This is a genomic window from Stenotrophomonas sp. NY11291, assembly GCF_023277365.1.
Classification (GTDB): domain Bacteria; phylum Pseudomonadota; class Gammaproteobacteria; order Xanthomonadales; family Xanthomonadaceae; genus Stenotrophomonas; species Stenotrophomonas geniculata.
In genome coordinates this window covers 4,808,013-4,821,376 of sequence record NZ_CP096975.1, presented here as the reverse complement: position 1 = coordinate 4,821,376, position 13,364 = coordinate 4,808,013, and the positions used below count along the sequence as shown (strand labels likewise).

Genomic DNA, 13,364 nt, shown 5'->3' with positions numbered 1-13,364 from the left:
TGAATCCACGCATGGCGTGGATCCACTGGATCGCAGGGATCCGACCCCGGGCACCTCACCAGCTGTACAGCTTCCAGTACACCGGCGACACGCCATCCTTGTCGTTGTCGAAACGGCCGTCGCCGTTCTTGTCGTACATGTAGAACGGAGCACCGCGCGACGGAGTCACCTTGACCATGCGCAGCTGGCCGGACACGCGGTATTCCTCGATGACATCGCCGTTGTCCATGGTGCGCTTGGACACGTCCGCGCCCTTGACGTCCACCGGGGGAGCGCCTGCGCCACCCATGCTGGCGCAGCCAGCGAGCAGGAGCAGGGAAGCCAGCATCAGGGTCTTCATCGGCGGGGGCCTTTGCCTGGAAAGAGCCTTGATTATGCCCCATCGCCGGGCGCCTGCCGTGTCGCCGCGATGCAGGCACGGGCGCGTAGAATCGACCCATGAGCAGATTAGTCCTGATCGACGGGTCCAGTTACCTGTACCGCGCGTTCCACGCGCTGCCGCCCCTGTCCAATGCACAGGGCGAACCCACCGGTGCGCTGTTCGGCGTGGTCAACATGCTGCGCTCGACACTGAAGGAGCGCCCAGCCTACGTGGCGTTCGTGGTCGATGCGCCCGGCAAGACCTTCCGCGATGACCTGTACGACCAGTACAAGGCCAACCGCCCGCCGATGCCCGATGAGCTGCGCAGCCAGGTCGAGCCGATGTGCCGCATCGTCGAGGCGCTGGGCATCAGCATCCTGCGCATCCCCGGCGTGGAAGCCGACGATGTGATCGGCACGCTGGCCCTGCAGGGCGTGGCGCAGGACCTGAAGGTGACCATCTCCACCGGCGACAAGGACTTCGCCCAGCTGGTGCGCCCGGGCATCGAGCTGGTCAACACCATGACCGGCAGCCGCATGGATTCGGACGCGGCGGTGATGGAGAAGTTCGGCGTGCGCGCCGACCAGATCATCGACCTGCTGGCGCTGATGGGCGATACCGTCGACAACGTGCCGGGCGTAGAGAAGTGCGGGCCGAAGACCGCCGCCAAGTGGCTGGCCGAGTATCAGCACCTGGATGGGGTGATGGCGGCCGCGCCGACCATGAAGGGCAAGATCGGCGAGAACCTGCGGGCGGCGCTGGAGCGGCTGCCGCTGAACCGCGAGCTGGTGACCATCCGCACCGACGTGGAGCTGGACGCCAGCCCGACCATGCTGGCCCTGCGCGAGCAGGACGTGCCGGAGTTGACCGAGCTGTATGCGCGCTACGGCTTCACCCAGGCGCTGAAGGAGCTGGGTGCACCGCTGCCGGCGCCGACGGCCGCCAGCGAAGCAACGCCGAGCCTGCGCGGTACGGCAGCAGGCTTTGCCCGCGGCAGCGCCGAGGCACCGGCAGCGGGCACGCTGGATCCGGCGCTGGCCGCGCCAGGTGAATACGAGACCGTGCTGACCGCCGAGCAGCTGCAGGCCTGGGTCGAGCGCCTGCAGCAGGCGGACCTGATCAGCTTCGATACCGAAACCGATGCGCTGGACGCGATGCGTGCGCGCCTGGTCGGCGTCAGTCTGGCGGTCGAGCCGGGCAAGGCCGCCTACATTCCGGTCGGCCACGATTACCCGGGTGCGCCGGCCCAGCTGCCGATGCAGCAGGTGCTGGATGCGCTGCGCCCGATGCTGCAGGACCCGGCGAAGAAGAAGCTGGGCCAGCACGGCAAGTACGACCTGCACGTGCTGCGCCGTCACGGCGTGGACGTGCAGGGCTACCACGACGACACCATGCTCGAGAGCTTCGTGCTCAATTCCACCGCCACCCGCCACGACATGGATTCGCTGGCCCTGCGTTACCTGGGCTACAGCACCATCAAGTTCGAGGACGTGGCCGGCAAGGGCGCCAAGCAGATTCCGTTCTCGCAGGTGGGCATCGACGAAGCCAGCCGCTATGCGGCCGAGGATGCCGACATCACCTTGCGCCTGCACCGCGCGCTGCAGCCGCAGCTGCTGGCCGAACCGGCACTGGACAGCGTGTACCGCGACATCGAGATGCCGCTGGTGCCGGTGCTGACCAGCATCGAAGCCAACGGCGTGCGGGTCGACACCGACGAACTGCGCCGGCAGAGCCAGGACCTGTCCTCGCGCATGCTGGCGGCGCAGCAGAAGGCCACCGAACTGGCTGGGCGCAGCTTCAACCTGGATTCGCCCAAGCAGCTGCAGGCGGTGCTGTTCGACGAGCTGAAGCTGCCGGCGGTGGTGAAGACCCCGAAGGGCCAGCCCAGCACCAATGAAGAGGCACTGGAGGCGATTGCCGACCAGCACGAGCTTCCACGCGTGATCCTGGAGTACCGCGGGCTGGCCAAGCTGCGCAGCACCTACACCGACAAGCTGCCGGAGATGGTCAACCCGGACACCGGCCGCGTGCATACCAGCTACCACCAGTCCGGCGCCGCCACCGGCCGCCTGTCCTCGTCGGACCCCAACCTGCAGAACATCCCGATCCGCACCGAGGACGGCCGCCGCATCCGCCGCGCGTTCATCGCCCCGGAGGGCTTCCAGCTGCTGGCCGCCGACTACTCGCAGATCGAGCTGCGGATCATGGCCCACCTGTCCGAGGACCCGGGTCTGGTGCGTGCCTTCGAGCAGGGCGCCGACGTGCACCGTGCCACCGCCGCCGAGGTGTTCGGGCGCACGCTGGAGGAGGTGACCCCGAACGAGCGCCGTGCCGCCAAGGCGATCAACTTCGGCCTGATGTACGGCATGAGCGCCTTCGGACTGGCCCGCAACCTGGGCATCGACCGTGGCCAGGCACAGGACTATGTGGCGCTGTACTTCAGCCGCTACCCGGGCGTGCGTGACTTCATGGAGCGGATGCGCCAGCAGGCCCGCGACCAGGGCTATGTGGAGACCCTGTTCGGCCGCCGCCTGTACCTGAACGACATTCATGCACGTAACCAGGGCCTGCGCGCCGGTGCCGAGCGTGCTGCGATCAACGCGCCGATGCAGGGCACCGCCGCCGACATCATCAAGCGCGCGATGGTGGACGTGGACCGGTGGCTGCGTGACAGCGGGGCACCAGCACGGATGATCCTGCAGGTGCACGATGAACTGGTCTTCGAAACCGAAAGTAGTTTCGTTGAAGACTTGCGTTTGCAGGTGGTGGAGCGCATGTCGCAAGCGGCCAAACTGCGGGTGCCGCTGGTGGTCGATACCGGCATCGGCAACAACTGGGACGAAGCACACTGAGGGTGTTTCAGGCCGAAAACGACGTGAATTCGTTCATTCGTCAGAGGTTTCTGACTCGATCATGAATGTTGCCCTGATCGAGGTTCATTAAATTGGGCCCCTTCACGAACCGTTAGTGTTCGGAGTGCTTCTATAACTCTCGACAGGCGCAACGCCTGTTGTGGATCTCTCCCATCCCCTGGAGCAGATCTCGGAACGGGGACTCCTCCCCAAGTGCCCGTTCCCCGGCCCCGTTGACCTCCCCCTGGTCAGCGGGGCTTTTTATTTGCGCCGTTGCCAGACGCCATGGCCTGCGCCACGCTGGGCCACCGCTCCGCAGGGGAAGACCATGCCCGACCTGTTCGCACTGGCAATGCCGTGGTGGGAGTTCATCCTGCGCGCGGTGGTGGTCTATGTCGTGGTGCTGGGCATGGTCCGGCTCAGCGGCAAGCGCCCGCTGGGGCAGATCACCCCGTTCGACGTGCTGCTGGTGGTCCTGCTGGGCAACGCGGTGCAGAACGCGCTGCTGGGCACCGACACCTCGCTGGGCGGCGGCCTGTTGCTGGCGGCCACCCTGATCCTGCTCAACTACGAGGTGGGCTGGGTGAGCACCCGCAGCCGGCGGATCGAGCGCCTGGTTGAAGGAGAACCGGTGGTGATCGCGCGTGATGGGCGCCTGTTCGACGCCGTTCTGCGCCGGGAGCAGGTCACGCGTGCCGATTTCGACGCCGCCATGCGCCAGCAGGGCTGCCTGGGCGTGGAGGATGTCGAGCTGGCCCTGCTGGAGATCAACGGGCACATCACCATCATTCCGAGGAAGAGCACCTGACCTTGTAGAGCCGAGCCCATGCTCGGCTGCCTTGCGTCCGGAGCCGAGCGTGGGCTCGGCTCTACAGGTGCATGAGCCTCAGGGCGCGGCTTCGGCCTTAAGCGCCGGCCAGTTACGGGTGGCGTCCACATCACAGGCCACGTGCGTGCCTTTGCCATCCTTCGCGCAGATCGCAGCCATGGCTTGCGGGATCTTCGGGTCTGCGGTGTGCGAATACACCGCTGCCAATGCCAGGCACCCTTCGCGCACACCCGCGCCGCACAGCGTCTCGAAGTAGGGCAGCGACGCGGCCCATTTTTCGGACTCGAACAGCGCTTCGCCGGCCACCTTGCAGCCGAGTAGTTTGCCCTCGGCACAGCACGCCTGGGCGCCGTCCTTGCGGGCCAGGGTCGGGCAATCCAGCGGCAGCGGGATCTCCACGAAGGCCACCGGCGGCGTGCAGGTGGCATTGCCTGTGGCGGGCTTGCGCTCGTAATAGGCGAAGCGGTTGCCGCCGTCGACGCTGGCCAGGTTTCCGTTCTTCAGCGGCTGCAGTACGAAGTCGCTGCCGACATCGCGACGGATGAAGATACGGCCGTCCTGCAGGCGCGCGCGCATGCGCTGGTCGCGACCCTCGGCCTCAACCAGGCCGCCATCAAGGAAGCGCAGCTGCGAGAGCACGCCGTATTCGGCTTCAAAGCTGCCACAGGGCAGTGCGGTGGCCGGCACCGGGGCCAGTGCAGCGGCCGGTGCGGTGGCCAGGCCGGCAAGTGCCTTGGCGCGGCCGCAGGCCACGCCGTCCGCGCGCTGCGCGCACGACAGCTGCAGTGCTTCGTGGGCCTGTGAAAGGCGTCCACCACTCCACAGCACCTCGGCAACGTCGGCGCAGAAGGTCTCGCCGTGCTGCTGCCGGCACAGTGCGGCCAGCTCATCGAGCTGCGCCGACGGCAACGCAGGGTCGACCGCATGCTGCAGCCCGAGCAGGGACTTGCCGATCATCTCCAGCCCGATCACCTCGGCGATCGCCCGGCAGCCCTCGGCGTTGAAGGATGCGGAATCCTCCTTGCAGATCTCCGGTTTCGGCGGCTCGGCTCGTGCAGGCGCGGGGGCTGCGTCCTTGGCCCGCTGCTGGTAGGTCTCCAGCAACCGCATGCAGGCTGCGCCCACGCCCTCGGCACACCAGGCGTGCAGTTTCACGGGTGCGGCCTCCGGCAGCGCTTCCAGGCACTCGGAGGTGTTCATCACGCAACCGTCTTCGATGGGCTCCGGCATCGTCTTGCAGGCGGCGGCGTGCTCACGGGTGAACTCGCGATAGGGCGTGCTGATCGTGCGGTCGTTGTCCGAGAAGTACCAATTTTCCAGCTGGCCCGTGGACAGGTTGCCGGTACCCAGCACGTCCCCCTGGCGGGCGATGCGCAGCTCCTCTGTCGCCTGGTAGGGGCCGGACAGGAAGCCGTGGCCTTCGCTCTCGAGGGTCAGCGTGGTGTTGCCGCTGCTGTCCTTGTAGGTGCCGCAGGCCATCGACTGCGCAGCGGCCGGCAGGCTGGCCGAGGCCAATGCAAGCAACAGCAGGGAGCGCCAGCCCGCAGCGCGGGGGCGAAGGGAAACAGCAGCAGGCATGGGGTCATCCTTGAAAGAAGTGGGGCAGGGCCTGTCCGGTGCGGGGCGCACCGCAGGCGGGGAAGGCACCACGCGTCAGGCGTGGCGCCGGAAGATCAGAGCCAGTCGCGCGGCACCAGGTAGTCGGCCAGGCGCGCCTCGGCGCTGCCGGCCTCCGGGCTGAAGCCGTATTCCCAGCGCACCCGCGGCGGCAGGCTCATCAGGATGCTCTCGCTGCGGCCACCGCTCTGCAGACCGAACAGCGTGCCGCGGTCATAGACCAGGTTGAATTCCACATAGCGGCCGCGACGGTACAGCTGGAACTCGCGCTCGCGTTCGCCATGCGCGGTGTCCTTGCGCTGCTGCACGATCGGCAGGTAGGCCTGAAGGAAGCCATCGCCGACCGCACGCAGGTAATCGAAATCGCGCTCGAAGTCGCCGTGCAGGTCGTCGAAGAACAGGCCGCCAACGCCACGCGTTTCATTGCGGTGGCGCAGGAAGAAATACTCATCGCACCAGCGCTTGTGCGCGGCATAGCGTTCCTCGCCGAACGGCGCACACAGGTCGCGTGCGACCCGGTGCCAGTGCTGCACGTCTTCGTCGAACGGATAGAACGGCGTCAGGTCGAAGCCGCCACCGAACCAGCTGGCCACCACTTCACCGTCGCGCTGCGCCTGGAAGAAGCGCACATTCGCGTGGGTGGTCGGCACGTAGGGGTTGAGCGGGTGGAATACTAGCGACACGCCGGTGGCGCGCCAGGAGGCGCCGGCCAGTTCCGGGCGGTTGGCCGAGGCCGACGGCGGCAGGCGGCTGCCGGCCACGTCGGAGAAGCCGATGCCGGCCTGCTCGAACACCGCACCGTCGCGCAGCACGCGGGTGCGCCCGCCACCGCCCTCGGCCCGCTGCCACAGGTCTTCCTGGAAGCGGGCCTGGCCGTCGACGGCCTCGATCGCCGCACAGATGCGGTCCTGCAGGTCGGTGAGGTAGGCGCGCACGCGCTCGAATTCGTTCATGGCGCGTACTTTACCGCAGGGCCCGGCCGAAGCTGCGGACAGGCCCTGGCCGGCTCAGCGCTTGCGGTTGGGGTTGCGCGGTACCGGAAGGTCGTCCACCGCCGCCTCGTCACCCGCCTTCTGCAGGGCACCGCCCAGCGTGATCAGCTCCCAGTTCTGGGTTTCGAGCACGTCGCAGGCCACATGCAGGCCGCTGCGGTCGGCCTTGCACAGCTGTTCCAGGATTCGACGCGCGTCCACCTCCGCACCGTTGCCTTGTGCGGTGACCAGATTCTCGCAACCCTCGCGGACACCGGCATGGCAGACCGTTGTGTAGTGCTCGACGGCCTGCAGCCAGTGCCCGGACAGCGCAAGACGGCTGCCGAGAATGTTGCAGCCCTGCAGCTTGCCCTGTGCGCAGCAGGCGTCGGCACCGTCCTCGTTGGCCAGCGCCAGCGGGCAATCCTGCGGCAGTGGCAGCACCTTGAACTGCTTCGGTGCACTGCAGCGGGTCGGGCCCTTCCCGGTGGGAACGAACACCTGGAAGCGGGTCCAGTTATCCAGGCCCAGCAACTGGCCGCCCGGCAGCGGGCGCAGCACGAAGTCGCCATCCCGGTCGTGGCGGATGCGGATGTCGCCCGCTTCGACGCGCGCGCGAAGATGGCTGCTCCAGCCAACGCCGACCAGGCCGTTGTCACCGAAGTCCAGCGTGTCCATCAGGCCGCCGTCGGCCCGGTAGTTGCCACAGGGCAGGGCCGTTGCCGGCTGCGGTCGCAACGATGCACCCACCGCCTGCAGCGCAGGCAGGCGTTCGCAGCTGGCGGTGTCGTTGCCGGGTGTGCAGGCCGCAGCCAGGGCCTGCACCGCCTGCAAGTGGTCTCCTGCCTCCCAGGACAGTTCAGCCACGCGGGTGCAGAAGCCGCCATGGGATACCTCGCGGCACAGCTGCAACAGCTGCTGGCGCCGCTCGGCCGGAATGATCACCGGCGCGGTCGGCGCTGCCATCGTCACCACGGCTTCGGTCATGGCTGCCGTCATCGCCGCCTTGACCAGCTGCTCCTGCACTGCGGGGGCGGCCTCGAGTGCGGCGGCACACGCCGGGGTTCCCTGTTCGAAGCCACCGTCGTCACAGGCGGCGGGGAGTTCGATGCCGGACAGGGCGGCGTCGAGCGCTGCCTTTGCCAGGGCAGGATCGGCCGCGACCGTGGGTTTGGCGTCCTCGTGCCAACGATCAGCCAGTTGCAGGCACATGCCGGGCACGCCTTCCCGGCACCCTGCCTCCAGCGCGGTCGGGCTAGCTTCACGGCGGTTGTCCAGGCACGCCGCCGCATCGGCCAGGCAGCTGCCTTCAGCCGGCGCGGCGGCTGCGGCGCACTGTGCAGGGGCCTGCAGGATGTAGACCGTGCCATCCACCTCGACCGTCCGGCCACGATCGCGCACCTGCAGCGCGCTGGGCAGGCCGTACTCCAGGTTCACCAGTTGCAGCTTTCCGTCGATCTGCTGGAACGCGACCGGAGAGGGCGCACTGCCGAAGTGTTTCTGCTCGCCGCGGTTTGGCGAGCTGATGCGCAGCGTACCGCTGCCTTCGTCGGCCTTGAACATGCCGCATTGCGGTGACTGTGCGGCGGCCATCGGCGCGGCCAGCAGCAGCGCCCAGGCCAGCCAGCGGCGGCGCGGTGCGGGTGAATGCATGTCGTCTCCTTGACGATCGAACGGAAAACTCCAGGCGCTACGGCGAACCACGGCCCTCGCGCGGGGGCGTGCATTGTGCCGTGCCGGGCACCGGCTGGTAACGCTGATATCCCGTCTGCGCATCCATACCGAGCAGGTCGCCATTGCCGAGCTGACGCAGCAAAAGGGCTTCGCCGTTCTGCTGCAGGTGGATCGCGCCGTCATGCAGACGGCCACGCGCGCCATCGCCGAAGTCGAGCCTGTCGATCACGCCACCGTCGGCCTGATAGCGGCCGCACGGCACCCGCTGGGCCGGGACGAGGCGCAGGTCCGTGCCGAGATCGCGCAGCGGTGCGATGCGTTCGCAGGCACTGATGCGGCCTGCATCGCAGACCACCTGCAGGGCCTGCACCGCCAACGCGGGTTCCAGCGCGATCAACTGCTGTTCGGCCACTTCGACGCAGAAGCGACCACTGCGGTGCTGCAGGCACAGCTGCTGCAGACGATCGCGTGCAGCGGCCGGAAGCGGTGAATCCAGTGCGTCTTCGTCTTCCTGTTGCAGGCGTTCAACCATCCGCTGCATCGCGGTGGCCAGCGCATCACCGGTCAGCGCCTCGCAGGCCTGCGGGTCATGCTCGGGCGTGTGTTCGCGGCAGGCGGACGGGCGCTCGAAGAGGGCGGCGCCGGTGTCACCAGCGGCTGCGGCATTGCCATCGCGCAGTTGTCGCAACAGCGCCGAGCAGCCCGCGCCAACGCCCTCGCGGCACGCGCGCTGGGCCTGGCCGGGAGAGGCGGCGGGCAGCTGCGCAATGCAGTGGCTGCCGGCGGCGCGGCAGCTGCCGTCCGTCGCGCTGGGCTCGGTGGCGCAGGTGCGGGGCTGGCGCAGGGTATAGACCACGACGCCCTCGTCCTCGATGCGCTGGCCATCGGCACTGATCCGGATCGGCTCCGCCACGCCATCGTCGAGCATGACCAGGCGTGTCTGCGCCGCACTGCGATCAACCCACAGCGGCTGCGGCTCGCTGCCGTCATCGTGGTGGTAGCCGCTGCTGGGGGTGGTGAACACCAGCGCCATGCCGCCATCGGCGCTGCGGTATTCGCCACACTGCAACGCGTCGGCGCCGGCTGGCAGCGCGGCGAACAGCAGCAGTGCGGGGAGAAGAGCCTGCAAGCGCATGCGACGGTCCTTGTCGTGCGGAAAAGGGGGGCTCAGTGGAAACGTGAGCGGATGTCCGGCCGCAGCAGGCGCCAGGCCAGCCAGCCCTGTGCAACGAGTATGGCCACGGCGCCTCCGGACAAGGTCAGTGACACCAGGATTCGTTGGACCTGGGCTTCGCGCAGCGTATGTGGATCGACGATATGCGTCATGAGGTCAGCGAAGATGCTGTCCAGCCACCAGACGACTGCGAAATTCGCCACCGCGGACAACCACAGCAACGCCACGTAGCTCCAGAGTCCCCAGCGACGCTGCCGGTAGAAGCCCCAGCTTGAAAGCACGGCAGGTATGCCGGGTAGCGACAGCCATAATGTGGCGGCGACCGGGTCCTTCAGCATCCACTGCACGCTGTGGGGGAAACCCTGCTCAGTGGCCATCATGATCATTCTCTGCCAGAGCGGACTGTCAGCCAGCTGCCAAAGCAACACTGCTTGAAGTGCAATGAGTACGATGAATCCTACGCAGACCAGTAGGGAAGCCAAGCCCAGCGGTCGGATGAAATCCTGGGCGGCGACTGCGCTGGGAGGACGGCCTTGGGGCGATTGAAGCGACATCCGATGTCCTGGGCAGCAGTGGGGTAATCAGCGGGCCGTCATCCGGGTGGCGACGGCCGGCAGGATATGGTGTTCGCTCAACGGTGCCAAGGGCAGGCCATGCGGTGGTTGCAGCGGCACCCAGGCCAGTTCGGCGATCTCGGCGCGCGCCTGTGGCGTGCCGTGCACCTGCACCCACCAGGCCTGTGCCTGTACGCGGTGGCCAGGCTCATTCACCGCCCAGTCCTCGAACGTGCCCAGCGCGATGGCGGTCCCGGCGCGCAGCTTCACACCAATTTCTTCATCCAGTTCGCGGGCCAGCGCCTGCAGAGGCGCCTCGCCGGGTTCGGGCTTGCCGCCCGGCTGGATGAAGCGGCTGGCGCCCTGCTTGCGCACCACCAGCGCCTGGCCGCGGTCATCCAGGATGACCGCGGCCACGATGTGGATCGTGGCCGCGGCGTTGCTCACTTCAGGTTCTGCTCGAACAGCTTGAGGATGCGCTTGTACTGGTCCAGCCAGGAATCGGCACGGGTGTAGCCGTGGCGTTCCAGCGGGTACGGTGCGATCGACCAGTTGTCCTTGTGCAGTTCGATCAGGCGCTGGGTGAGGTTCACCGAGTCCTGGAAGAACACGTTGTCATCCATCATGCCGTGGGCGATCAGCAGGTTGTCCTGCAGGTTCTGCGCGTACTCGATCGGCGAGGACACGCGGTACGCCTCCGGATCGATGTCCGGGGTGTTGAGGATGTTGCTGGTGTAGCCGTGGTTGTACTGGTGCCAGTCCACCACCGGGCGCAGCGCGGCGCCGGCCTTGAAGGTGCCCGGCGAGCGGAACAGCGCCATGAAGGTCATGAAGCCGCCATAGGAACCACCGTAGATGCCGGCGTGGTCGCGGTCACCCTGCTGGGTGTCGACCAGCCAGTCCAGGCCGTCCTTGTAGTCTTCCAGTTCCGGGTGGCCCATGTTGCGGTAGATCGCCGTGCGCCAGTCGCGGCCGTAGCCCTCGCTGCCGCGGTAATCCATATCCAGCACGATGTAGCCCTTCTGCACCAGCAGGTTGTGGAACATCTGCTCGCGGAAGTAGGCCGGGTAGCGCTGGTGCACGTTCTGCAGGTAGCCGGCGCCGTGCACGAACATCACGATCGGGTACTTCTTCCCCGGTTCCTTGTTTTCCGGTTCGTAGTACTTGGCCCAGACCACGCCGGCACCATGCTTGGACGGCACTGCCACCAGCTTCGGCTGGATCCACTGGCGCGCCTTGTAGTCGGCGGTGCGGGTGTCGGTCAGCACGCGTGTCTGGCCACCGGCACTGGGCAGTACGGCCAGCTGCGGCGGCAGGTAGGCGCCGGAGTAGCGCACCAGCAGCTGCTGGCCGTCCGGCGACAGCGAGAAGTCTTCCACGCCGTTGAGGCTGGTCAGCTCGCGCACCTGGCGGCTGCCGGTGTCGACCGCGCAGACTTCGTAGTCATGTGGCGCCTGCTGGTTGCACAGGAAGTAGAAGCCCTTGCCATCGGCCGACGGCACCGGCGCCGAGGTTTCCCACTTGCCGCTGGTCAGCGCCTGCGGCTTTGCGGTACCGGCCTGGGTGTACAGGTGCGAGAAGCCCGATTCCTCCGACAGCAGCCACAGCGTGCGGCCATCGGCCATCCAGCCGAAATCGTTGAAGCCCCAGTTGATCCAGGCGTTGTCGGTCAGGCGGTGGCGGTTCTGCACGCGGCCGTCGGCAGCGTTGACGCTGATGATCCAGCGGTCCTTGTTGTCGTTGGCACGCAGCATCACCGCAGCTTGCTGGCCGTCGGCGCTCCAGCGGATGCCACCGCCCATGAAGTCGCTCATCACCTGCAGGCTGCGCTCGCCCTTCAGCGCGTCCTTGCCGGCCTTGCGGCGCAGCTCGGCCAGCGGATCGGTGCCGATGCCCGGCAGGCCAGCCAGCGAAACCTTCTCGGCCTTGCCGGTGCGCACGTCCACGTACCACAGGGTATGCGGTTCGAAGCCGTTGCGGCCGACGCGGGTGCGGGTGTCTTCGGTTTCCTCGTAGCCCGATTCGGTCACGTATAGCGGCATCTTGCCGCCACGGCCGTCATCGAAGTCCTTCGGCTTGGTCACCACGATCAGGTGGGTCAGGTCCGGCGACAGCACGCTGTCGGCGATCTCCACGTCGGCGCCCAGGTACACCGGGCCCGGTGCGCGGGTCGGGTCGGCCTGGCGCCAGCGCTGGTCCTGGTCCTTCAGTGCTTCGCGCTGGTCACGGTCGCGGCGCAGGGTTTCCAGCGTGCGCAGCTGCTGGTCGCGCAGCACATCGGCCTTCGGTGCCGTACGCGGATCCTTCTCGGCCTTCAGGCTGGCCACCTGCTGCACGCCGCTGGCGGCGGTCCAGTGGAACCAGTTCTGGCCGACGCGCCAGATCACGCCGTTGTCGGCGGCGAAGTTCACGTTGCCCGCGCGCTCGTTACTGCGGGTCAGCTGGGTTAGCGCGCCGCTGCGCAGGTCGCGCACGAACACATCGCCATTGCGGACGAAGGCGCTGCGGCTGCGGCTGCGGTCGTAGACCGGCTCGGCCACGTCCAGGGTGCCGCGCTGGTCATCGGCCACCTGCGCGGCCACGCCACCGGCCAGCGGCTGGCGGAAGGTATCGCGCACCGGGCTGCCGCTACGCTTGAGCTGGTATTCCACCTGCTGGCTGTTCCACGACCACCAGGCCTTCTCGACCGGCGGACCGATCCAGTCCGGGTCGGCCATGGCCTGTTCGATGGTGATCGGCGTCGGCGCGGCATGCGCAGCCGGTGCGGCCAGCACGGCCGACAGCAGGAGGGACAGGGGCAGCACTCGGGACATGGGCGGACGGCACCAGAAGAGGAAACCGGCCAAGGGTACCAGCCGCCCCGGCCCGGGACAGGGGCCACAGGTCATGGCAGCGAGATTGGCAAAGTGGTGCAACCGGTTGCCGTGGTCGCGCATCCATTCTCCTGAACCCGCATCATCCACCGAACAGGAGTCCGACCATGCAGGAACTGATCCCGATCACCCTCTTCATCTGCATCGCCTACGCGATCCATGCCATTGCCGATGCCCGCGCCCGCAGCAAGCTGGTGGCTCCGCACGTGCCGGAGGAAGTTATCCGCTCGCTGGCGGTACTGGAAGAAGAACGCCGCCGCCAGGGCGCGCTGCGCTGGGGCATCAGCCTGGTCAGCCTGGCCGTGGCAATGGGCCTGCTGGAGGCGATCGGTGCACGCGAACTGACCTTCGGCGCCGCCGCCGCGATGGTCGGCAGTGCCGGCCTCGGCCAGCTGCTGGCCTGGCACTTCACCCGTCCTGCCGCACGCAAGGGCTGAGCCGGCCCATGCCATGGGCACA

General features: G+C 67.7%; 11 protein-coding genes. 3 read left to right on the top strand and 8 right to left on the bottom strand.

Annotation, left to right across the window (positions count from 1 at the left end):
* Positions 1 to 55: 55 nt before the first annotated feature.
* Positions 56 to 340, bottom strand: a complete 285-nt coding sequence (locus M1L61_RS22520) for a DUF2782 domain-containing protein (protein ID WP_005411628.1) — start codon at positions 338 to 340, stop codon at positions 56 to 58.
* A gap of 98 nt (positions 341 to 438) precedes the next feature.
* On the opposite strand from M1L61_RS22520, the gene polA reads away from it, so the two are divergent.
* Together polA and M1L61_RS22510 are read left to right on the top strand one after the other, a co-directional pair.
* On the top strand, positions 439 to 3,213 hold the full coding sequence (polA, locus tag M1L61_RS22515) for a DNA polymerase I (protein ID WP_248854148.1): 2,775 nt from the start codon (positions 439 to 441) through the stop codon (positions 3,211 to 3,213).
* A gap of 328 nt (positions 3,214 to 3,541) precedes the next feature.
* On the top strand, positions 3,542 to 4,021 hold the full coding sequence (locus tag M1L61_RS22510; protein ID WP_248854147.1) for a YetF domain-containing protein: 480 nt from the start codon (positions 3,542 to 3,544) through the stop codon (positions 4,019 to 4,021).
* Positions 4,022 to 4,099: 78 nt separating this feature from the next.
* Here M1L61_RS22510 and M1L61_RS22505 read toward each other — a convergent pair whose 3' ends face one another.
* The 7 genes from M1L61_RS22505 to M1L61_RS22475 form a co-directional block, all read right to left on the bottom strand.
* Positions 4,100 to 5,620, bottom strand: a complete 1,521-nt coding sequence (locus M1L61_RS22505) for a hypothetical protein (RefSeq protein WP_159360744.1) — start codon at positions 5,618 to 5,620, stop codon at positions 4,100 to 4,102.
* A gap of 95 nt (positions 5,621 to 5,715) precedes the next feature.
* Positions 5,716 to 6,612 (bottom strand): oxygen-dependent coproporphyrinogen oxidase, encoded by an 897-nt coding sequence (hemF, locus tag M1L61_RS22500; protein ID WP_010482345.1) that lies wholly within the window; start codon positions 6,610 to 6,612, stop codon positions 5,716 to 5,718.
* 54 nt (positions 6,613 to 6,666) lie between these two features.
* Positions 6,667 to 8,283: a hypothetical protein gene (locus tag M1L61_RS22495; RefSeq protein ID WP_053443732.1), complete on the bottom strand. Its 1,617-nt coding sequence runs from the start codon at positions 8,281 to 8,283 to the stop codon at positions 6,667 to 6,669.
* 37 nt (positions 8,284 to 8,320) lie between these two features.
* Positions 8,321 to 9,439: a hypothetical protein gene (locus tag M1L61_RS22490; protein ID WP_053443731.1), complete on the bottom strand. Its 1,119-nt coding sequence runs from the start codon at positions 9,437 to 9,439 to the stop codon at positions 8,321 to 8,323.
* Positions 9,440 to 9,471: 32 nt separating this feature from the next.
* Positions 9,472 to 9,855: a hypothetical protein gene (locus tag M1L61_RS22485; RefSeq protein ID WP_148563107.1), complete on the bottom strand. Its 384-nt coding sequence runs from the start codon at positions 9,853 to 9,855 to the stop codon at positions 9,472 to 9,474.
* Between the two features lie 204 nt (positions 9,856 to 10,059).
* Complete coding sequence (locus M1L61_RS22480) at positions 10,060 to 10,479, bottom strand: NUDIX domain-containing protein (RefSeq protein ID WP_053443730.1); 420 nt, start codon at positions 10,477 to 10,479, stop codon at positions 10,060 to 10,062.
* A complete protein-coding gene (locus M1L61_RS22475; protein WP_053443729.1) occupies positions 10,476 to 12,845 on the bottom strand; it encodes a S9 family peptidase in 2,370 nt (789 codons plus the stop codon). Before M1L61_RS22475 ends, M1L61_RS22480 begins: the two co-directional genes overlap by 4 nt.
* A 167-nt stretch (positions 12,846 to 13,012) precedes the next feature.
* On the opposite strand from M1L61_RS22475, the gene M1L61_RS22470 reads away from it, so the two are divergent.
* The gene (locus M1L61_RS22470; RefSeq protein WP_010482336.1) at positions 13,013 to 13,342 is read left to right on the top strand and encodes a hypothetical protein; all 330 of its coding nucleotides are present in this window, start codon (positions 13,013 to 13,015) and stop codon (positions 13,340 to 13,342) included.
* Positions 13,343 to 13,364 lie beyond the last annotated feature (22 nt).

Coding starts and splice junctions, on each gene's coding strand:
- M1L61_RS22490 (WP_053443731.1), bottom strand. CDS start 9,439: ATGCGCTTGCAGGCTCTTCTCCCCGCACTGCTGCTGTTCGCCGCGCTG.
- M1L61_RS22470 (WP_010482336.1), top strand. CDS start 13,013: ATGCAGGAACTGATCCCGATCACCCTCTTCATCTGCATCGCCTACGCG.
- M1L61_RS22510 (WP_248854147.1), top strand. CDS start 3,542: ATGCCCGACCTGTTCGCACTGGCAATGCCGTGGTGGGAGTTCATCCTG.
- M1L61_RS22505 (WP_159360744.1), bottom strand. CDS start 5,620: ATGCCTGCTGCTGTTTCCCTTCGCCCCCGCGCTGCGGGCTGGCGCTCC.
- M1L61_RS22475 (WP_053443729.1), bottom strand. CDS start 12,845: ATGTCCCGAGTGCTGCCCCTGTCCCTCCTGCTGTCGGCCGTGCTGGCC.
- polA (WP_248854148.1), top strand. CDS start 439: ATGAGCAGATTAGTCCTGATCGACGGGTCCAGTTACCTGTACCGCGCG.
- hemF (WP_010482345.1), bottom strand. CDS start 6,612: ATGAACGAATTCGAGCGCGTGCGCGCCTACCTCACCGACCTGCAGGAC.
- M1L61_RS22485 (WP_148563107.1), bottom strand. CDS start 9,855: ATGGCCACTGAGCAGGGTTTCCCCCACAGCGTGCAGTGGATGCTGAAG.
- M1L61_RS22495 (WP_053443732.1), bottom strand. CDS start 8,283: ATGCATTCACCCGCACCGCGCCGCCGCTGGCTGGCCTGGGCGCTGCTG.
- M1L61_RS22520 (WP_005411628.1), bottom strand. CDS start 340: ATGAAGACCCTGATGCTGGCTTCCCTGCTCCTGCTCGCTGGCTGCGCC.